The organism is Mycolicibacterium chubuense, from assembly GCF_001044255.1.
GTDB classification, from domain to species: domain Bacteria; phylum Actinomycetota; class Actinomycetes; order Mycobacteriales; family Mycobacteriaceae; genus Mycobacterium; species Mycobacterium chubuense.
This window is the reverse complement of the sequence record NZ_JYNX01000024.1, coordinates 37,909-54,812: the sequence shown is the minus strand read 5'-3', so window position 1 is coordinate 54,812 and position 16,904 is coordinate 37,909. Positions and strand designations below refer to the sequence as shown.

21 protein-coding genes and 2 pseudogenes are annotated in these 16,904 nt (G+C 69.8%); 14 read left to right on the top strand and 9 right to left on the bottom strand.

The features are described 5' to 3' along the window. The 4 genes and pseudogenes from MCHUDSM44219_RS06340 to MCHUDSM44219_RS30245 form a co-directional block, all read left to right on the top strand. Window positions 1-366 (top strand): annotated as a pseudogene (locus MCHUDSM44219_RS06340) (DUF7159 family protein); the annotation flags it as partial. Window positions 367-370: 4 nt separating this feature from the next. Further along, complete coding sequence (locus tag MCHUDSM44219_RS06335; protein ID WP_048417385.1) at window positions 371-964, top strand: Pr6Pr family membrane protein; 594 nt, start codon at window positions 371-373, stop codon at window positions 962-964. Window positions 965-1,016: 52 nt separating this feature from the next. Beyond that, a complete protein-coding gene (locus MCHUDSM44219_RS06330; RefSeq protein ID WP_048417384.1) occupies window positions 1,017-1,823 on the top strand; it encodes a L,D-transpeptidase in 807 nt (268 codons plus the stop codon). Window positions 1,824-1,900: 77 nt separating this feature from the next. After that, a complete protein-coding gene (locus tag MCHUDSM44219_RS30245) occupies window positions 1,901-2,053 on the top strand; it encodes a hypothetical protein (protein ID WP_165762036.1) in 153 nt (50 codons plus the stop codon). Here the strand turns inward: MCHUDSM44219_RS30245 and MCHUDSM44219_RS06325 are convergent. Together MCHUDSM44219_RS06325 and MCHUDSM44219_RS06320 are read right to left on the bottom strand one after the other, a co-directional pair. Continuing rightward, complete coding sequence (locus MCHUDSM44219_RS06325; protein WP_048417383.1) at window positions 2,050-2,475, bottom strand: lipoprotein LpqH; 426 nt, start codon at window positions 2,473-2,475, stop codon at window positions 2,050-2,052. The genes MCHUDSM44219_RS30245 and MCHUDSM44219_RS06325 overlap by 4 nt on opposite strands. Before the next feature lie 72 nt (window positions 2,476-2,547). Further along, window positions 2,548-3,321 carry a helix-turn-helix transcriptional regulator gene (locus tag MCHUDSM44219_RS06320; RefSeq protein WP_048417382.1) on the bottom strand — a complete coding sequence of 258 codons (774 nt, stop codon included), beginning with the start codon at window positions 3,319-3,321 and terminating at the stop codon, window positions 2,548-2,550. An 86-nt stretch (window positions 3,322-3,407) separates the two neighbouring features. Here MCHUDSM44219_RS06320 and MCHUDSM44219_RS06315 point away from each other — a divergent pair, with 86 nt between their 5' ends. Beyond that, window positions 3,408-3,686, top strand: coding sequence for a hypothetical protein (locus MCHUDSM44219_RS06315; RefSeq protein ID WP_048417381.1), 279 nt, complete (start codon window positions 3,408-3,410; stop codon window positions 3,684-3,686). Here the strand turns inward: MCHUDSM44219_RS06315 and MCHUDSM44219_RS06310 are convergent. Beyond that, window positions 3,664-4,320 (bottom strand): TetR/AcrR family transcriptional regulator, encoded by a 657-nt coding sequence (locus MCHUDSM44219_RS06310; protein WP_048417380.1) that lies wholly within the window; start codon window positions 4,318-4,320, stop codon window positions 3,664-3,666. The two genes, MCHUDSM44219_RS06315 and MCHUDSM44219_RS06310, sit on opposite strands and share 23 nt — an antisense overlap. A gap of 54 nt (window positions 4,321-4,374) precedes the next feature. Between MCHUDSM44219_RS06310 and MCHUDSM44219_RS06305 the strand changes: the two genes are divergently transcribed. Continuing rightward, window positions 4,375-5,700: an NAD(P)/FAD-dependent oxidoreductase gene (locus MCHUDSM44219_RS06305; protein ID WP_048417379.1), complete on the top strand. Its 1,326-nt coding sequence runs from the start codon at window positions 4,375-4,377 to the stop codon at window positions 5,698-5,700. Here the strand turns inward: MCHUDSM44219_RS06305 and MCHUDSM44219_RS06300 are convergent. Further along, the gene (locus MCHUDSM44219_RS06300) at window positions 5,667-6,923 is read right to left on the bottom strand and encodes a cytochrome P450 (RefSeq protein ID WP_048417378.1); all 1,257 of its coding nucleotides are present in this window, start codon (window positions 6,921-6,923) and stop codon (window positions 5,667-5,669) included. The two genes, MCHUDSM44219_RS06305 and MCHUDSM44219_RS06300, sit on opposite strands and share 34 nt — an antisense overlap. Window positions 6,924-7,089: 166 nt before the next feature. Here MCHUDSM44219_RS06300 and MCHUDSM44219_RS06295 point away from each other — a divergent pair, with 166 nt between their 5' ends. Beyond that, on the top strand, window positions 7,090-7,560 hold the full coding sequence (locus tag MCHUDSM44219_RS06295; RefSeq protein ID WP_048417377.1) for a hypothetical protein: 471 nt from the start codon (window positions 7,090-7,092) through the stop codon (window positions 7,558-7,560). On the opposite strand, the gene MCHUDSM44219_RS06290 is transcribed toward MCHUDSM44219_RS06295, so the two are convergent. Together MCHUDSM44219_RS06290 and MCHUDSM44219_RS06285 are read right to left on the bottom strand one after the other, a co-directional pair. Then, the gene (locus tag MCHUDSM44219_RS06290) at window positions 7,557-9,821 is read right to left on the bottom strand and encodes a molybdopterin-dependent oxidoreductase (RefSeq protein ID WP_048417376.1); all 2,265 of its coding nucleotides are present in this window, start codon (window positions 9,819-9,821) and stop codon (window positions 7,557-7,559) included. The genes MCHUDSM44219_RS06295 and MCHUDSM44219_RS06290 overlap by 4 nt on opposite strands. After that, complete coding sequence (locus MCHUDSM44219_RS06285) at window positions 9,818-10,411, bottom strand: TetR/AcrR family transcriptional regulator (protein ID WP_048417375.1); 594 nt, start codon at window positions 10,409-10,411, stop codon at window positions 9,818-9,820. Before MCHUDSM44219_RS06285 ends, MCHUDSM44219_RS06290 begins: the two co-directional genes overlap by 4 nt. An 86-nt stretch (window positions 10,412-10,497) precedes the next feature. On the opposite strand from MCHUDSM44219_RS06285, the pseudogene MCHUDSM44219_RS31820 reads away from it, so the two are divergent. From MCHUDSM44219_RS31820 to MCHUDSM44219_RS06270, 4 genes and pseudogenes are all read left to right on the top strand, one after another. Then, window positions 10,498-10,733: pseudogene (locus tag MCHUDSM44219_RS31820) on the top strand (helix-turn-helix domain-containing protein); the annotation flags it as partial. 1 nt (window position 10,734) lies between these two features. Next, window positions 10,735-11,048 (top strand): helix-turn-helix transcriptional regulator (locus MCHUDSM44219_RS30700; protein WP_236695372.1); only part of this gene is annotated, 314 nt, incomplete at its 5' end. A gap of 5 nt (window positions 11,049-11,053) precedes the next feature. Continuing rightward, window positions 11,054-11,470 (top strand): VOC family protein, encoded by a 417-nt coding sequence (locus MCHUDSM44219_RS06275; RefSeq protein ID WP_048417394.1) that lies wholly within the window; start codon window positions 11,054-11,056, stop codon window positions 11,468-11,470. Between the two features lie 11 nt (window positions 11,471-11,481). Then, on the top strand, window positions 11,482-11,850 hold the full coding sequence (locus MCHUDSM44219_RS06270; RefSeq protein ID WP_048417374.1) for a DUF1801 domain-containing protein: 369 nt from the start codon (window positions 11,482-11,484) through the stop codon (window positions 11,848-11,850). Between the two features lie 48 nt (window positions 11,851-11,898). On the opposite strand, the gene MCHUDSM44219_RS06265 is transcribed toward MCHUDSM44219_RS06270, so the two are convergent. Together MCHUDSM44219_RS06265 and MCHUDSM44219_RS06260 are read right to left on the bottom strand one after the other, a co-directional pair. Beyond that, complete coding sequence (locus MCHUDSM44219_RS06265; RefSeq protein WP_048417373.1) at window positions 11,899-13,032, bottom strand: nitronate monooxygenase; 1,134 nt, start codon at window positions 13,030-13,032, stop codon at window positions 11,899-11,901. Window positions 13,033-13,085: 53 nt separating this feature from the next. Beyond that, window positions 13,086-13,850 carry an HAD family hydrolase gene (locus tag MCHUDSM44219_RS06260; RefSeq protein WP_048417372.1) on the bottom strand — a complete coding sequence of 255 codons (765 nt, stop codon included), beginning with the start codon at window positions 13,848-13,850 and terminating at the stop codon, window positions 13,086-13,088. A gap of 212 nt (window positions 13,851-14,062) precedes the next feature. On the opposite strand from MCHUDSM44219_RS06260, the gene MCHUDSM44219_RS06255 reads away from it, so the two are divergent. Both MCHUDSM44219_RS06255 and MCHUDSM44219_RS06250 read left to right on the top strand, forming a co-directional pair. After that, window positions 14,063-14,449, top strand: a complete 387-nt coding sequence (locus MCHUDSM44219_RS06255) for an STAS domain-containing protein (protein ID WP_082162074.1) — start codon at window positions 14,063-14,065, stop codon at window positions 14,447-14,449. A 45-nt stretch (window positions 14,450-14,494) separates the two neighbouring features. Further along, entirely contained in the window at window positions 14,495-14,941 is a 447-nt protein-coding gene (locus tag MCHUDSM44219_RS06250) for an ATP-binding protein (RefSeq protein ID WP_048417371.1), read from the top strand. Here MCHUDSM44219_RS06250 and MCHUDSM44219_RS06245 read toward each other — a convergent pair. Further along, on the bottom strand, window positions 14,928-16,013 hold the full coding sequence (locus MCHUDSM44219_RS06245) for an NAD(P)H-dependent amine dehydrogenase family protein (RefSeq protein WP_048417370.1): 1,086 nt from the start codon (window positions 16,011-16,013) through the stop codon (window positions 14,928-14,930). The genes MCHUDSM44219_RS06250 and MCHUDSM44219_RS06245 overlap by 14 nt on opposite strands. A gap of 79 nt (window positions 16,014-16,092) precedes the next feature. On the opposite strand from MCHUDSM44219_RS06245, the gene MCHUDSM44219_RS06240 reads away from it, so the two are divergent. Beyond that, on the top strand, window positions 16,093-16,839 hold the full coding sequence (locus tag MCHUDSM44219_RS06240) for a glucose 1-dehydrogenase (RefSeq protein ID WP_048417369.1): 747 nt from the start codon (window positions 16,093-16,095) through the stop codon (window positions 16,837-16,839). Window positions 16,840-16,904: the final 65 nt, after the last annotated feature.

Below are 16,904 nucleotides of genomic sequence, written 5' to 3'. Positions count from 1 at the left end.
GCTGAGACTGTGGTGCCGGCGCCGAGGGCGACCCCGGCGCCGCCGCCACCCCCGCCGGTCGCCGAGATCCCGGCCCCGCCGCCGGTGGTCGAGGAGGCACCTGTCGTCGAGGAGCCGGCGCCGGACACCGCGCCGGTGCAGGAGGCTCCCGCCCCCGATCCCGCTCCGGTGGAGGGCGCCGACGTGCTGCCTCCGGCCGACGCCGCCGCACCGCCGGTGCTGCCCGCGCCGGAGGTCGTGCCTCCGCCTGTGCCCGAGGAGCGGCCGGGCATTCTGCAGCGGATCCGCGACCGCCTGTCGGGCGTCGGGCAGAACGAGCCGCCGCCTGCGGTGGCGCCTCCTCCGGTGCCGCCCGTCCTACCCTGACGGTGTGACTCCCCGCGTCGCCCTGCGCCTGGGCATCGTCGTGGCCGTTGCCGCAGCACTTCTCGTCGTCGGCGTGACCTCCGAACGCGGCCTGTGGTGGCGGCTTCTCACCTTCACCTATCAGGCCAACCTGCTGGCCGCCGGCTACTACCTGTGCACGCTGGTCTGGCCGCGCGCCGACGCCCGCGCGGGCCTGCGCGGGGCGGTGGTGCTCTACGTGGTGATGGCGGGCCTGGTGTGGAACCTGTTCCTCACCGGTCACAGCATGGGCTACACCGTCGCCAACCTGTTGCTCCATGTCGTGGTTCCGGCGCTGGCGCTGTGCGACTGGGTGCTGGTGGGCCACGGCGAGGCCCCGATGGCAGCCCGGTTGTCGTGGTGGCAGCCCGTCGCCTGGCTGGTGTTCCCGGCGGCCTACCTGGCGCTGGCCCTGCTGGTGCTCAACAACGCGGGCCGGCGTGCGCCGTACTTCTTTCTCGACCCCGCCAGTGTCGGCGCCGCCGCGGTGGCGGTGAACGTCGCGGCGCTGGCCGCGGGCGTGCTGGCGTTGGGCTATGCGTTGCTGGCCGTCGGTGGGGTGAAACGTTCCGAGGTGTGACCGCGATAGCGGTTCTACAGGGGGAGACCCCACGATTATCTAGGATGGCACCGTGGCGAGCGCCTCACGTGAACAGAATCGGCCCCGCAGTTCGGTCACCCGTCGGGTGGCCGCCGTACTCGGATCGGTGGTCGTACTGGCCGGGATGTCCGGCCTGTCCGCCGGACCGTCGGCCCTCGGCGCGATCGACACCGCGCTGCCACCGACCATCAGCGACATCTCGCCGGCCCCCGGCCAGACCGTCGGGGTGGCCCATCCCGTCACGGTGACCTACACGTCGCCGGTGCCGAGCCGCCGCGCCGCCGAGGGATCGATCGCGGTGCGCCCCGCTGGAAGCGGCGCGCCCGCCGACGGCAGCTTCGCCTGGCTCGACGACCGGACCGTGCAGTGGACACCCGCGACGTTCTTCCCGGCGCACGCACCCATCGACGTCTCGGTCGGCGGCTTCGCCACCAGCTTCGAGACCGGGTCCTCAGTGGTCGGGGTGGCCGACATCGACGCGCACACGTTCACGGTGAGCATCGACGGAGTCGTCGCCCGCGAGATGCCCGCCTCGATGGGCAAGCCGAAGCATCCCACCCCGGTCGGCCAGTTCACCGCGCTGGCAAAGGAGAAGTCCGTGGTGATGGACTCCCGGACCATCGGCATCCCGTTGTCGGATCCCGAGGGCTACAAACTCACCGTCGCCAACGCCGTCCGCGTGACCTGGGGTGGCGTCTACGTGCACTCCGCGCCGTGGTCGGTGGGATCGCAGGGGTACGCCAACGTCAGCCACGGCTGCATCAACCTCGGCCCGGACAACGCCGCCTGGTATTACGACACCGTGAGCGTCGGCGACCCGATCATCATCCAGGCCTAGCTCCGCGCGGTCACACGTTCGTCAGATTTGCCCGCCACCCGCCGGGTAGCCCTTCCGTATCGAACGGAGGCACGGCGATGCACCACGACGGACACCCGAAAGCCACCCTGGCCGACGTCTCGCAGATCGGGGATTCACCCCTGCTGCGGGCGATGAGCGGCGAACTGGTCAGCATCGAGGCCCACGATCGGCTGGTCGCGATCGCGCGCTACGAAGAAGGTCTCGACTAGCAGTTCGCCTGGATGCGGAACTTCGCTGTGACCGCATCGCTCGGCTTGGCGGTGAAGTTCCCGTCCGCCGTGCCGGTGATCGTGTAGTGCCCCTGGCCCCCGGTCACCTCGGCCTCCCCGAAGTTGCCGGCCCAGAAGTTTCCGGAGAACCCACCCAGGTCGCGGAACTCGACGGACTTCGCCTTGGCCGGCCCGTCCGTGGCGAGCACGGCCGTGAACCCCTTTTCCTTCTCGGGAGTCTGGATGTACCAAGTGAATCCGGTCTGCCGGCACGTCACGGGGAGCGTACCTCCGGCGTCGTTGCCGTCGATCGTGACGGTGGCGGTGGTGCCGCCCAACGCGGGCTCGGGGGACGAGCATCCGGCCGCGCCGAGGACGACGACGCCGCCCGCCACGGCCGCCATGAGGTGTCGGAGTTCCATGGCGCCCGACTCTATGCGGTCGCGCGCCGATGGCGGCGAATTCCCCGCGATTCGCCGCCCGCGCCGTTGCTGTCAGCCCAGCGCGGCCGCCGTCGCGTCATCGGCGGGCAGGAACGCCTCGATGCTGAGTTCGGCGGCGGTGAGATCGAGCGCGGTGCCGAACGTGGTCACCATCGACAGGAACCGCAGTTCGACGCCGTCCGGCGTGACCAGCTCCAGCGGGACCGCGACGCCACCCAGATCGGTGGGCGCATACCCGCCGGGATAGCCGGCCAGCTCGTCGAGCAGTCCGGCGAGTTCGCCCGAGTCGTCGGCGGCAGCCTCCCGCCGCAGCCGTTCGAGCAGATGGGACCGCCACTGACCGAGGTTGCGGATGCGGGGCGCCAAGCCGTCGGGGTGCAGTGCGATGCGCAGCGCGTTGGGATTCTCGAGCAGGTGCGGCGCGACGCCGGCGAGCAGCACGCCCGCACCGACGTTGGCGCTCACCAGGTCCCAGGCCCGGTTCACCACGACGCAGGGGTAGGGGTCGTAGGCGGCGAGCACACGCGCGACGCCGGCCTGCACGGCCGCCATGTCGGGCGCCTCGAGAGGCCGCTCAGCGTAGGCCGGGGCGAACCCGGCGGCGACGAGCATGCGGTTCTGGTCGCGGCGCGGGACGTCGAGGACGCCGGCCAGCCGCAGCACCATCGCCCGGCTCGGCGCGGCCCGGCCGGTCTCGACGAAGCTGAGGTGGCGTGCCGAGACGCCGGCCTCCAACGCGAGGTCCAGCTGGCTGAGCCGGCGCCGGGTCCGCCAGCGCCGCACCATCGATCCGACGGTCGTCGTCGGCGCCTCCTGCACGGTCATGCCCCCAGTCTCACCCGCCGCCGATCGGAGAAGCCACTACCTGGCAGGTAATTGCCGCGGCTACCTCGGCCGGGCAGCGTGGAGGCATGGCTGGGATCCCGAGATGGTTGCGCATCGTGCTGATCTGTGACCGCGCCGGCTCGTCGTGGTACGTCGGCACCGGCTTCTTCTTCGCGCCGGTACTCGCCGTCGTGTCGCCGTGGCCGACGCTGACCGCGGCGCTGTGGGTGGTGATCGGCCTGTTCGGGCTGTGGCTCGGCCTGCTGGGCGTCGCGATGGCGACCGGGCTGACGATGGTGCTGCGCTCCGGCGGCGAGATCGGCGAGGACTACTGGCGCTCGATCATCGACTATCCGGCCGGCTGAGCAACTGCCGTCGCAGCGTGTCGGCCAGCCATGTCTCGAAGCGTCGGCGGGACCAGCCGCGGGCGCCCACCAGGCGGCGGTGCAGCAGCGGCTCGGTGAACAGCGCGGCCAGGTCGACCGCCTCGGACCGAGACAGCTCGTCCCGCAGACCACCCAGTGCGGCGACCGCATCGACGACCGCTGCCGCGCCCTCCCGTCGTTGCGCACTCACACGGTCGAACAGGGCGCGCGCCACCTCGTCCGATGCGGCGGCACATTCGAGCGCGGCGAACAGCCCGTCGACGCGCGCGTCGATGTCGGTGAGCACCGCGGCCCAGGCGTCGAGCACCGCGCCCGGGCGCGGCAGGCCCAGCAACGCGATCACGTCCGGTCGGGCCGCCAGCGGAACAGGTACGTCGTCGCCGGCGACCGCCCAGTCCAGTGCCAGCGCAAGGAGTTCGGTCTTGCCGCCGACCGCGGTGAAGACGGTCTTACGGCTCACCCCCGCAACGTCGGCGATCGCGTCCACCGACGTCCCGGCGAAGCCCGACGACACGAACAGATCCGCCGCGGCCGCGACGATTCGCCGCCGGGTGGCCTGCGCCTGGGCGCTGCGCAGAGGTGACTGGTATTCGCGCTTGACAGAATCCGACATTCAGGTGACCCTTCAGCTGTTCATTACACCATAAGTTACCTGAAATGAGACGAGATGACCACCGTTGTCGTCGGCGCCGGTCCGACGGGTCTGTTCACCGCCATCGCGTTGGCCCGCCGGGGCCATGACGTCCTTGTCATCGACCGCGATCCCGGTCCGGCGGGCAACCTGACCTGGCGGCGCAGAGGGGTGATGCAGTTCGCGCACGCGCATACCTTCCGCGGACCGGTGGTCGACGCGCTGCAAGCCGAGATTCCTGGCGGCGTCGATCTTCTCGTCGGGGCTGGCGCCACGGTCGTCCGCGCGGACGACGGCACCGCAGTGGCGCTGCGGTGTCGCCGTGAATTGTTCGAACGCGTGCTGCGGGCGGTCGCCTCGCGCCAGCACCGGTTGACGATGGTCACCGGGCATGTCGACCGCGTGGTGCTCGACGGACATCGCGCCGTGGGGGTGCGAGTGCACGGGACGCGGGTATCGGCCGATCTCGTGATCGACGCCTCCGGGCGGGCCGGTCGGATGTCGCGCGGCGTGGGTCATGTCGGGGAGAGCGCTCCCTGCGGTGCGGCCTACGTCACCCGGCAGTACCGGCTCAGAGACGTCACCGCGGGCGGCCCCGTGAACGGCCCGATCGGGCTGTCCCTGAGCCTGAGCGGGTACTTCGCGGTCGCGTTCGTGCATGACAACGGGACCTTCTCGATCACCATCACCCACGACGGCACCGACCCGCGGCTGCGCCTGCTGCGGCACGCGGCGGTGCATGAGGCCGCTGTGCGCGCCATCCCGATGCTGGCGGAGTGGATCGATCGCGCGGAACCGATCACCCCCGTGCTGCCCGGCGCAGGACTGCACAACTCGTACCGCCAACAGGTCGACGACAACGGACGACCGATGGTGCCGGGACTCATTGCAGTCGGGGATTCCGTCTGCACCACAACGCCGTTGGCAGGGCGCGGCGTCACGCTGGCGTTCCGACAGGCGCAGGCGCTGGTCGAGCTGCTGCACCGCCGTCCCCGAGACCCGGTCACCGTGGCGGTGCAATTCGACGCGTGGTGCCGCGATCACGTACGCCCGTGGTTCCTCGACCATGTGCACTGCGATGGCGAGCGGCTCCGGCGGTGGGCGGGCGGCGACATCGACCTGCGCCGACGGTTGCCGTCGGATCTCGTCGTCGCCGCCGCGGGCGCCGATGCATCGTTACGCGCCGAGGTGGCGGCCTACGAGCGGATGCAGGCGCTCCCGTCGGACCTGGACCGCCTGCAGCAGCGCGCCCTTGCGGTGTACGCGTCGGGATGGCGTCCGCCGCTCGCCGCGGGGCCCACGCGCGCCGAACTCGGGGAGCTGTGCGCTCAGTGCGCGACGGGGCAGCCCGTGCCGCTGTAGTCGACCTGCCAGTGCTTGATCCCGTTGAGCCAGCCCGACCGCAGCCGTTCCGGGGTGCTGACCGAACGCAGGTCGGGCATGTGGTCGGCGATGGCGTTGAACATCAACTCGATCGTCATCCGCGCCAGGTTCGCACCGATGCAGTAGTGCGCGCCGGTGCCGCCGAACCCGACGTGCGGGTTCGGGTCCCGCAGGATGTTGAACGCGTGCGGGTCCTCGAACACCTCCTCGTCGAAATTCGCCGACCGGTAGGACATCACGACCCGCTGACCCTTCTTGATCTGCACGCCGGAGAGTTCGTAGTCGCACAGTGCGGTGCGCTGGAACGACGTCACCGGCGTCGCCCACCGGACGATCTCGTCGACGGCGCTGGCCGGGCGCTCACGCTTGAACAGCTCCCACTGGTCGGGGTGCTCGGTGAACGCGATCATGCCGTGGGTGATCGAGTTGCGGGTCGTCTCGTTGCCCGCGACGGCGAGCAGCACCATGAAGAACCCGAATTCGTCGTCGGAGAGCTTGTGCCCTTCGACGTCGGCCTCGATCAGCTTGGTGACGATGTCCTCACCGGGCTGCTCGGCCCGCTCGGCGGCGAGCTGCATCGCGTACATGATGAGTTCGGTTGCCGCATTGCGGTTGTCGTAGTGCGCGAACTCGGGGTCGTCGTCGCTGACCATCTGGTTGGACCAGTCGAACAGCTTCTTGCGGTCCTCGTCGGGGATGCCCAGCAGACCGGCGATGGCCTGCAGCGGCAGTTCGCAGGACACCTGCTCGACGAAGTCGCCGGCGCCTTCGGCGGCCGCGCTCTTGGCGATGTTCTGCGCACGGGCGTCCAGATCGGCCCGCAACCGTTCGACGGCGCGGGGCGTGAAACCACGCGAGACGATCTTGCGCAGGTGCGTGTGGTGCGGCGCGTCCATGTTGAGCAACACGAACTTGCCGGTCTCGATCTGCTCGAACGTGGACCCCTCGGGGTAGCGGGGGAGCGCCGTCTTCTCCAGGCTGGAGAACACGTCGCTGCGCTTGGAGATCTCCTTGACGTCGCGGTGTTTGGTGACCACCCAGTAGCCGCCGTCGCCGAACGGCCCGGCGCCGCCGCCGGTCTGCTCGTTCCACCAGATCGGGGCGCTGCGCCGCAGCGCCGCCAATTCCTCCACCGGCAGTCGCGCGCAGTTGAGGTCGGGGTCGGTGAAGTCGAAACCGGGCGGGAGATCCGGAGTCGGCATGCTTGCTCCTTGCCGTCACGGGGCTATATCGCATACCTACACCACCGGCGGTGCTCCGTGCGCCGACTTCGGCGAACCGGCGCTGTAACGAATGCGGCCCGTGCGAAGAAGCACAGGGTGACAATGGCTCATCACTGCGGCCACTGACCCGAAGGGGGAACCGGCGATGATCGGATGGGACAAGACTGCGGTCGCCGCGGGTGCCGCCGCGTTCGCGGCGCTGATCGCCTGTGCGCCGCTGGCGGCCGCCCAGCCCGCGGCGCCGCCGGAGCCCGTGCCCGCACCTGTGCCGCTGCCCGCGCCGGCTCCCGGTCCCGCGCCGGCCGACGCGGCGCCGGTGCAGTCGCTGGCCGCCGGTCCCGCCGCCCCGGTCGACGCTGCGTCTCCGGATGGGGTGCCGCACCTGTCCAGCCCGGAGAACCTGCCGCCGGGCACCACCGAGACCCCGACGACGCAGACGAAGCTGGGGTACCTGCGGGATCTGTGGCATGCGATGCAGACCCAGGAGGTGACGGGCTCGGACGCGCTGCTGCTGCTGACCCAGCGCCCGATGTCGGCCGGCCCCACGCCGGCGATGTCGCCGGTCGCACCCCCGCCGGCCCCCGCTCCGGCCGACCCGGCCCCGGTGACCCCCTAGGTCGCGAGCGCGACCGCTTCCACTGCCTCCACGGCCTCGATACGGGCGGGCACGTGCTTGTGCAGCGGCGTGCCCGCGTACGCGTCGCGCCAACCGGTGGACGTCAACGCATTCGGCGCCACCCCGGGCACGCGGGCGCGCCCGTCGTCACCGACGAAGTCGACCCCGAAACCGTTGGGCAACGACGCGTGCCCGGGCAGCATCGCCTCGCTGATCTCCACGGTCGCCTCGGCAGTGCCCGCGGCCGTGCTGATGCGGGCGCGACCACCGTCGGTGAGGCCGAGCGCTTCGGCGTCTTCCACGCTGACCCGTAGTGCGCCGTCGGTGTCGCGCTTGCGCCAGGACGGGTCGCGGATGATGTCGTTGGCGGTGTAGGCGCGCCGCTCGCCGGCCGACAGCACGATGGGGTACTCCGGGGTCGTCAGCTCCGCGGGCGCGTCGGCCAGCGCGCGGATGTCGGCCAGCATCTCCGGCATCTCGATCGCGATCCTGCGATCCGGATGCGTGATCAGCGTGAAGTCGTCCTCGTACTCGTGCACGGTGAACGTGACGCCAGAGCGCCCGGCCAGGATCGCGTCGAACAGCGCGTTGCCGTCGGCGTGACCGGCCCGCCGCACCGCCTCCGGGTAGGTCATCGCGGTCTTCTGCGCGAGCCCCCACAGTGCGGCGGCCCCGGACAGGCCGTCGGGCAGCGTCGGACCCAGCGTCTCGTACAGCACGAACGGAAGCACCTTGCCCAGCCCGGGATTCGCGCCGACGGCAGCGAGGAACGCGGCGGTGAACTCGTCGCGACCGGCTTCGGCGGCGCGACGCAGCGGAGCCAGTTCGGCCTCGTCGACCACGTCGAGTTCCCGCATCAGCCGGGCCCAGATCTCGGGTTCGGGCAGGCTGCCGGGAAGGGGCTCCATGACCGGGTGCCGCAGGTGAAAGGTGTTGCGCGGGAACTCCAGGTTGAAGAACGTAGCCTCGGCCTTCTCGAACTGGCTGGCCGCGGGCAGCACATAGTGCGCGAGCCGCGCCGTCTCGGTCATCGCCACGTCGATCACCACCAGCAGCTCGAGGCTCTCGAAAGCCGCACGCACCGCACCCGAGTCGGCGACCGAGTGCGCCGGGTTGCTGCTCTCCACGATCAACCCGCGGAACCGGTCCGGATGGTCGGTGAGGATCTCCTCGGGCACGACGTTGCTCGGCATCAGGCCCCCGATGATCGGTGCGCCCGTGACCGGGCTGCGGCCCACGCCGCCGGACCGGAACAGCGGGGCGAACGACGAATGCAGGTGCTGGCTGCCGGGTTTGGCGAAGTTGCCGGTCAGGATCCACAGCATCTTGTTCAGATACGAGCACAGCGTGCTGTTGACGGACTGCTGAACGCCGAGGTCCTCGAACACCGCGACGCTGGCGGCGCCGCCGATGCGGCGTGCCGCGGCGCGCAGCAGATCCTCGGCGACCCCGCAGCGTTGCGCGTAGTCGGCGACGGGCACCTCGGCCAGCACCGCGCGGACCGCGTCGGCGCCGGTGACGTGCTCGGCGAGAAAGGCTTCGTCGCAGAGGTTTTCCTGTACCAGGACGGCGGCCAGCGCCGCCAGGCACCACGCATCCGTGCCGGGCCGCACCCGCAGGTGGAAGTCGGCCATCGCCGCGGTGTCGGTGATCACCGGGTCGATGACGATCATCGATCGGGCCGGGTCCTTGGCGATCTCGTTGAGCACCACGCGGGCGCGGGGGAAGCTCTGCGACATCCACGGGTTCTTGCCGACGAAAACCGACACCTCGGCGTGCTCGAACTCGCCGCGGGTGTGGTTGCCGTAGAAGTGCGCGTCGACCCAGTGCTCGCCGGTCTTCTCCTGGGCGAGCGCGTTCGACCGGTGGTGCGAGCCCAGCGCCTTGAGGAACGCGCCGCTGTACGCGCCGCCGAGGTGGTTGCCCTGCCCGCCGCCGCCGTAGTAGAGGATCTTGTCGCCGCCATGGGTGTCGGCGATGGCCCGGAAGCCCGCCGCGATCTCGGAGATCGCGGTGTCCCAGTCGATCTCCTCGTAGGTTCCGTCGGACCGGCGGCGCAGCGGGGAGGTCAACCGGTTGCGGTCGTTCTGGTAGTGATCCAGCCGCAGCGCTTTGTTGCAGGTGTAGCCCTGCGATGCGGGGTGATTCTTGTCGCCGCGGATGCGGGCCAGCCGGCGGTTCTCGACCTGCACGACGATGCCGCAGTTGCACTCGCACAGGATGCAGGCGGTGGGTTGCCAGTCGGTGGCGGTGTCGGTCATCGTGAGGTCCTTCTCCTTCGGGGAAGCTGGTCGCCGATCAGGGACCGGAGTTGGGCGTGCACCCGGTCCAGGGGGTCGAGGTCACGCGCGGCGCGCGCGAGGACGAGGGCACCCTCGAACGCCGAGAGGGTGAACACCGCGAGGTCCTCGGCGCGTTGGGGGTCGATGCCGTCGGCGCGCATCCGCACCGCGATCGCCTCGCGCCACCGCGAGAACGCCGCGGCGGCCCGGGCGATCACCGGCTCCGACTGTTCGGGCTTGTCCGGGTCACCGGCCTCGACAGCGACCGCGACGACGGGGCATCCGGCGCGAAAGTCGCTGTGCTGCAACTGTTGCCGATAGCCGCGGAACAGTTCGTCGAGTGCGTCCAGGCAGGAGGCCGACGCGTCGAGCTTGGTGGTCATGTACTCGGCGGCGTAGTCGACGGCTTCGCAGAGCAACTGCGTGCGACCGCCGGGGAAGTAATGGTAGGCCGATCCGCGCGGGGCGCCGCTGTGAGCGAGCACGTCGGCGATCGCGGTGGAGTGGGCACCCCGTTCCCGGATCAGCAGCGCTGCCGAGACGACCATGCGTTCCCGAGGACTGGTCATCGCCAGACGGCTCCCTTCGTGCTTATGTATGTCAACCTACATAATGAAGCGTGAGGACGGAAGACCGGCGTCGTACCATCACCGGGATGTCCCCGGATCCCGCCTCGGCGAACCGCCTTCGTGACCTGACGCTGCTGCGCCGCGTCCGCGACCGGATCGACCGGGACTACGCCCAGCCGTTGGACGTCGAAGCGCTCGCCCGCGGGGTGCACATGTCCGCGGGGCATCTGTCCCGGCAGTTCAAGCTCGCCTACGGCGAGTCGCCGTACTCGTACCTGATGACGCGGCGGATCGAACGGGCGATGGCCCTGCTGCGGCGGGGNGGCATCTGTCCCGGCAGTTCAAGCTCGCCTACGGCGAGTCGCCGTACTCGTACCTGATGACGCGGCGGATCGAACGGGCGATGGCCCTGCTGCGGCGGGGTGATCTGACGGTGACCGAAGTGTGCTTCGCCGTGGGCTGTTCGTCGCTGGGCACCTTCAGCACCCGGTTCACCGAACTGGTGGGCATGCCGCCGAGTGTCTACCGCGACCGCGCGGCTCATGCGGTGGCGGGCCTGCCGTCCTGCGTGGAGAAGAAGGTGACCAGACCGATCAGGAATCGAGAAGCACCCGCGACCGGCCTCCACCTAGCGTGAGGCTCGTGACGACAACCGACCTCACCATCGCCCAGACCTTCCTGCCGCACGTCGATCCCGAGGAGTCGCTCGCGTTCTACCGCGACACGCTCGGTTTCGAGGTCCGTCTCGACGTCGGGCGCGGCACGATGCGCTGGATCACCGTCGGGCCGCCCGGACAGCCCGGCACCTCGATCGTGCTGCATCCGCCGGCCGCCGACCCCGGGGTGACCGACGAGGAGCGCGCAATGATCGCGGAGATGATGGCCAAGGGCACCTACGCGATCATCGTGCTGGCGACCCCCGACCTCGACGCCACGTTCGCCCGGCTGCAGGACCGCGCCGAGGTGGTCGCCGAACCGACCGAGCAGCCCTACGGGGTGCGCGACTGCGCAGTCCGCGATCCTGCGGGCACGATGATCCGCATCCAGGAACGACGCTGAGGAGACACCGCATGGCCGAGCCCACACCCGCCGAGATGATCGACGCGCGCATCGAGGAACTCGGGGACTGGCGCGGGGACACCCTGGCCCGCATCCGCGAGCTGATCCACCGCGCCGACCCGGACGTCGTCGAGGAGTGGAAGTGGCGCGGAGTGCCCGTCTGGTACCACGACGGGATGATCTGCACCGGTGAGTCCTACAAGGACTACGTCAAGGTCACCTTCGCCAAGGGCGCCTCTCTCGACGACCCGGCGGGACTGTTCAACGCCAGCCTCGACGGAAACACCCGGCGCGCCATCGACTTCCGTGAAGGCGACACCGTCGACGAGAGGGCGTTCACCGCGCTGATCGACGCCGCGATCGCGCTCAACACCCGGTGATTTCGGCGTGGTTGTCGTCGCTGGGCGTCGACAACCACGCCGAAATCACTAGACCGCGGCGGCCTCGTTGAGTTCGACGAGGCGGCCCGTCGCCTCGAGGTACTCCTGCACCCAGCGCTCGATCACCGTGGCCGTCTTCTCCACCTTGGTGAACTGGCCGACGACCTGGCCGACGGGGTTGAAGGCGACGTCGACGGACTCGTTGGGGTACTTGTGCGTCGCGGCCACCGCCATGCCGGACACCATGTACTGCAACGGCATCCCGAGCGGCTTCGGGTTCTCCGGGTTCTCCCACGCCTCGGTCCAGTCGTTCTTGAGCATGCGGGCCGGCTTGCCGGTGAACGACCGGCTCCGCACGGTGTCGCGGCTGGTGGCCTTCGCGTAGGCGGCGTGCTGCACCGCAGTGTGCTCGGATTCCTCGACCATCACCCACTGCGAGCCGGTCCACGCCCCCTGGGCGCCCAGCGCGAGTGCGGCCGCGATCTGCTGACCGCTGCCGATGCCGCCGGCCGCCAGCACGGGGATCGGCGCGACCTCCTTGACCACCTGGGGCCACAGCACGATCGAGCCGATGTCGCCGCAGTGCCCGCCGGCCTCGCCGCCCTGGGCGATGATGATGTCCACGCCCGCGTCGGCGTGCTTGCGCGCCTGGTACGGCGACCCGCACAGCGCCGCGACCACCCGGCCCTGCTCGTGGATGTGGGCGATCATGTCGGCCGGCGGCGTGCCCAGCGCGTTGGCGATCATCGTCACCTTCGGATGCTGCAGCGCCACCTCGACCTGCGGGGTGGCGGTGGCCTCGGTCCAGCCGAGCAGCTGCAGGGCGTCGTCGTCGCTGTGCTCGACGGGCACGCCGTGCTCGGAGAGGATCTTCTTGGCGAACTCGATGTGCTCCTGGGGCACCAGGTCGTTGAGGGTCTTCTTCAGCACCTCGGGGTCCATGTCGGCCGCGTCCATGCCCTCGTACTTGTTCGGGATCACGATGTCGACGCCGTAGGGGTGGTCCCCGATGTGCTCGTCGATCCAGTTCAGTTCGATCTCGAGCTGCTCGGGGGTGAAGCCGACCGCGCCCAGCACACCGAAGCCGCCGGCCTTGCTCACCGCGACCACCACATCACGGCAGTGGGTGAACGCGAAGATGGGGAACTCGATGCCGAGTTGGTCGCACAGGGGAGTATGCATAGTTCGCTCCTGGTGGGCTCATGGGCCGGAAAAGTCGAAAATTGGAACGTGTTCTACTTTAGTACACCACGGAGTCCGTCGTGGCTGCCCTTGCCCGGAGTCGTCACCCGCAGCACGGGCCAGTTCTGCAGCGCGGCCATGGCGGCCAGCTCGCGGCGCGGGTTGACCGGACGCGGATACCCGACCAGCCTCATCAGCGCGATGTCCTCGTTGCCGTCGGCATAGAAGTAGCTGTCGGCCAGGTCGATGGCGCGGCCCGCGCAGAACGCCTGTACCGCGTCGGCCTTGCGCGCCCCCCAGATGACCGGTCGGACGATCCGGCCGGTGACCCGTCCTGCCTCGTCGACCTCGAAGTGGTTGCACAGCACGTGGCCGATCTCGAGGAAGCGCGCCACCGGCTCGGCGTGGATCGTCAGCGCCGACGAACACATCACGACGGTGTGGCCGCGGCGCTGGTGTGCCAGCACGACCTCGTGCATGGCGGGAAACAGCCGCGACCGCACCCGCTCCCGGAACAGCCGTTCGCCGACGTCGTCGAGTTCGGCCAGGAATTCTCCCCGCAGGTACCCGGCGGCGCGCTCGAGGAGCTTGGCGAAGTTGACCCGGCCGAAGCGGTACCGCATCGCCGCCTCGATGACGCCGGTCACCTCGCCGATGCGGGCCTGCCGGCGCCGGATGCGGTCCCCGGCGTGAGCGGTCGCGGTGAAGCCGTCGACCAGCGTGCCGTCCAGATCGAAGAACGCGCCGATGCCGGGTCCGGGCGGGCTCGCCTCGATCGCGGTGAGCAGGTCCACCAGGTGTGGGGGCGCTGCGGTCACGGTCTCCTCATGTCCGGGCTGCGGCTGTGTTCAAGGGGGCTCTCGACTCGCCATGCTACGGGCGTCGGCGCCACTCCTGGTTTAATCTGTGCCGGTCGCCGCAGACGGCCACGGTAGTTTGGTCTTGCCGGGTTCAGGATGCAGCCTGCGCGAGAGGCATGAGTCTGTGCTCTTGCACAATGCGTGGAGCGGCCTGACATGGAAGGTGAACCTTGGACGAGCAAGCAGCCGAAGGCATAACCGCCTCATCGGGGGCGTCGAACTGTGTCGTCGCCGAAACCTGGGTCGACGGCGTGGCCATCGTGGCGGTGTCCGGCGTCGTCGACATGCTCACCTCGCCCCAGCTGGAAACCGCGATCGACGCGGCACTCGAGCAGAAGCCCTCCGGCATCGTGATCGATTTCACCGACGTCGAGTTCCTCGCCTCCGCCGGGATGGGCGTGCTGGTGGCCGCCCACGACAAAGCGGGCTCTGACGTGGCATTCAGTGTGGTCGCCGACGGTCCGGCCACCAGCCGACCGCTCAAGTTGGTCGGCATCACCGAGATCGTCAGCCTCTATCCCAGCCTGGACGAAGCCCTTGCGGCACGCGACACGTAGGAAAGTCGCGTAGAAACGTGCGTCTTCGGGTAGCCACCGACTGCCATGATCGATTCCATGCCGCCGGCTGAGGTAGCCAACGCTGAACGTTTCGAGCGATTCGGACTAGACGCCGACGCCGGAACGGTCGCGATGGCGCGCCGTGAATTCGCCGACTGGCTCAAGCGTTTCTTCGATGTCGACGAGGTGCGCTGCAGCGACCTGGTGCTGGCGATCAACGAGGCGCTGGCCAACGCCGCGGAGTTCGCCTACGTCTCGGCCGAGCAGCCCGGCACCATCGACATCTGCGCGGTCCACGACCCGCAGGCCAAGACGCTCACCGTGGACATCACCGACCGTGGGACCTGGCGGACGCCGCAGACCGACCCGGCACCGCGCACCCGTGGCCGCGGCATCCCGCTGATGGAGACGCTGTCGGACCAGGCGATCATCGAGCCGTCGTCCGCCGGCACCCGGGTGCGCCTGGAGTGGCACGGCGTCACCCGGCGCTGACGCCCCGGTAGGTGCCCCTGCCGGTGACCAGGGGCAGGTCCAGCGTCGTCCGGATCCCCGCCTGCGCGGCGACCACGTCGGGGACGGCGTTGACGATGCGCCCCGCCGCAGCCAGGATCGCCGCATAGTTGTGGTCGCCGTTGCGGCTCGTCGGGCAGATGTCCATCACGTAGGACGGTTCGCCGGTGATCTCCACCCGGTAGGAGCCGCCCCCCTGCGCCGGTTGCGCCCAGTCGGGCCGCAGATCACCGCGCAGCCGCGTGATGTGCTCCACGACGATCGCCGGCTCCCCGCCGACCACGCCCTCGATCTGGAAGCGCACCGCCGCGACCGTGCCCTTCTTGATCGTCCCGACGGCCACGTCGAAGTCCTCCGGGGCGGGTTCCTGCTCGACCATGTCCCTGATCTCGTCGAGCTCCACGCCCATCCCGGCGGCGAGCTGCCGGATGGCGACGCCCCACGCCGCGCTGAGCACACCGGGTTGGTACAGGAACGGCAGATCGCCGATCTCGTTACCGAACCCCATCACGTCGAACATGACGGTGGCGCCGTCATAGGTGGCGTAGTCGGCGATCTCCATGGTGCGGATCTGGGTGATGCTCTGGCAGGTGCCCGCCAGTGCCAGGGGGAGCAGATCAGTGACGAACCCGGGGTCCACGCCGGTGATGAACACGCTGGCGTCACCCTGCCGGGCGGCGGTCTCGACGCGGTCGATCGTGCGCTCGCCGACGACGCCCCACGGATACTCGAGAAAGCCCGGTGACGACCCGACCACGTTGATCCCGGCCTCCAGGAACGCCCGCACGTCGGCCAGCGCCTCCTTGGGCCGGATGTCGCCCATCGCGCAGTAGACGACGCAGTCCGGCGCGGCGGCGATGATCTCGTCGAGGTCGCCGACGGCGGTCACGCCGGTCGTGACGTCGAGGCGCGCGAGCTCCCCGGCGTCGCTGCCCACCTTGGCCGGCGAGGACACCCACACACCGGTCAGCTCGAAGCGCGGATCCTCGATGAGTTGACGCAGCGTCAGACTGCCGCAGTTGCCGGTGCCGATCTGCGCCACACGAATAGCCATGGCGGCCAGTATGCGTGCTGCTCCGGCAAATTGGAACAGGTTCTAGTTGCGCCACGGGGGTGCGGTAGCCTGTCGCCCCATGGGACGCGTGGACGGAAAAGTGGCACTCATCAGTGGCGGCGCGCAGGGGATGGGCGCCGAAGACGCCCGGGCGCTGATCGCCGAGGGCGCCAAGGTCGTGATCGGCGACATCCTCGACGAGAAGGGCCAGGCGCTGGCCGACGAGATCAACGCCGAGACACCGGACTCCATTCGCTACGTACATCTGGACGTCACCCAGGCCGACGAGTGGGACGCCGCCGTGGCCACCGCCCTCGACGCGTTCGGCACGCTGAACGTGCTGGTGAACAACGCCGGCACCGTCGCGCTCGGCAAGATCGGTGAATTCGACATGGCCAAGTGGCAGAAGGTCATCGACGTCAATCTCACCGGCACGTTCCTCGGTATGCAGGCCTCCGTCGAGGCGATGAAGGCCGCAGGAGGCGGGTCGATCATCAACATCTCGTCCATCGAGGGACTACGCGGCGCGGTGATGGTGCACCCGTACGTGGCGTCGAAGTGGGCGGTGCGCGGGCTGACCAAGTCGGCGGCCCTGGAACTGGGCGCCCACAACATCCGGGTCAACTCGGTGCACCCCGGCTTCATCCGCACCCCGATGACCAAGTTCTTCCCTGACGACATGCTGCGGATTCCCCTCGGCCGGCCCGGCCAACCCGACGAGGTGGCGACTTTCGTGGTGTTCTTGGCCAGTGACGAATCCCGGTACGCGACAGGCGCCGAGTTCGTCATGGACGGCGGCCTGGTCAACGACGTCCCGCACAAGTAGGGCCTGCCGCCGCACCGCCCACGGGACTCGGGGCACCTGCCATCGCCGTTGACAGCCGGGGCCGC

Excerpts from the sequence above, each read along its gene's own strand:
- MCHUDSM44219_RS30245 (WP_165762036.1), top strand. The coding sequence starts at position 1,901 with ATGCACCACGACGGACACCCGAAAGCCACCCTGGCCGACGTCTCGCAG.
- MCHUDSM44219_RS06325 (WP_048417383.1), bottom strand. The coding sequence starts at position 2,475 with ATGGAACTCCGACACCTCATGGCGGCCGTGGCGGGCGGCGTCGTCGTC.
- MCHUDSM44219_RS06320 (WP_048417382.1), bottom strand. The coding sequence starts at position 3,321 with ATGACCGTGCAGGAGGCGCCGACGACGACCGTCGGATCGATGGTGCGG.
- MCHUDSM44219_RS06315 (WP_048417381.1), top strand. The coding sequence starts at position 3,408 with ATGGCTGGGATCCCGAGATGGTTGCGCATCGTGCTGATCTGTGACCGC.
- MCHUDSM44219_RS06310 (WP_048417380.1), bottom strand. The coding sequence starts at position 4,320 with ATGTCGGATTCTGTCAAGCGCGAATACCAGTCACCTCTGCGCAGCGCC.
- MCHUDSM44219_RS06305 (WP_048417379.1), top strand. The coding sequence starts at position 4,375 with ATGACCACCGTTGTCGTCGGCGCCGGTCCGACGGGTCTGTTCACCGCC.
- MCHUDSM44219_RS06300 (WP_048417378.1), bottom strand. The coding sequence starts at position 6,923 with ATGCCGACTCCGGATCTCCCGCCCGGTTTCGACTTCACCGACCCCGAC.
- MCHUDSM44219_RS06295 (WP_048417377.1), top strand. The coding sequence starts at position 7,090 with ATGATCGGATGGGACAAGACTGCGGTCGCCGCGGGTGCCGCCGCGTTC.
- MCHUDSM44219_RS06290 (WP_048417376.1), bottom strand. The coding sequence starts at position 9,821 with ATGACCGACACCGCCACCGACTGGCAACCCACCGCCTGCATCCTGTGC.
- MCHUDSM44219_RS06285 (WP_048417375.1), bottom strand. The coding sequence starts at position 10,411 with ATGACCAGTCCTCGGGAACGCATGGTCGTCTCGGCAGCGCTGCTGATC.
- MCHUDSM44219_RS06270 (WP_048417374.1), top strand. The coding sequence starts at position 11,482 with ATGGCCGAGCCCACACCCGCCGAGATGATCGACGCGCGCATCGAGGAA.
- MCHUDSM44219_RS06265 (WP_048417373.1), bottom strand. The coding sequence starts at position 13,032 with ATGCATACTCCCCTGTGCGACCAACTCGGCATCGAGTTCCCCATCTTC.
- MCHUDSM44219_RS06250 (WP_048417371.1), top strand. The coding sequence starts at position 14,495 with ATGATCGATTCCATGCCGCCGGCTGAGGTAGCCAACGCTGAACGTTTC.
- MCHUDSM44219_RS06245 (WP_048417370.1), bottom strand. The coding sequence starts at position 16,013 with ATGGCTATTCGTGTGGCGCAGATCGGCACCGGCAACTGCGGCAGTCTG.
- MCHUDSM44219_RS06240 (WP_048417369.1), top strand. The coding sequence starts at position 16,093 with ATGGGACGCGTGGACGGAAAAGTGGCACTCATCAGTGGCGGCGCGCAG.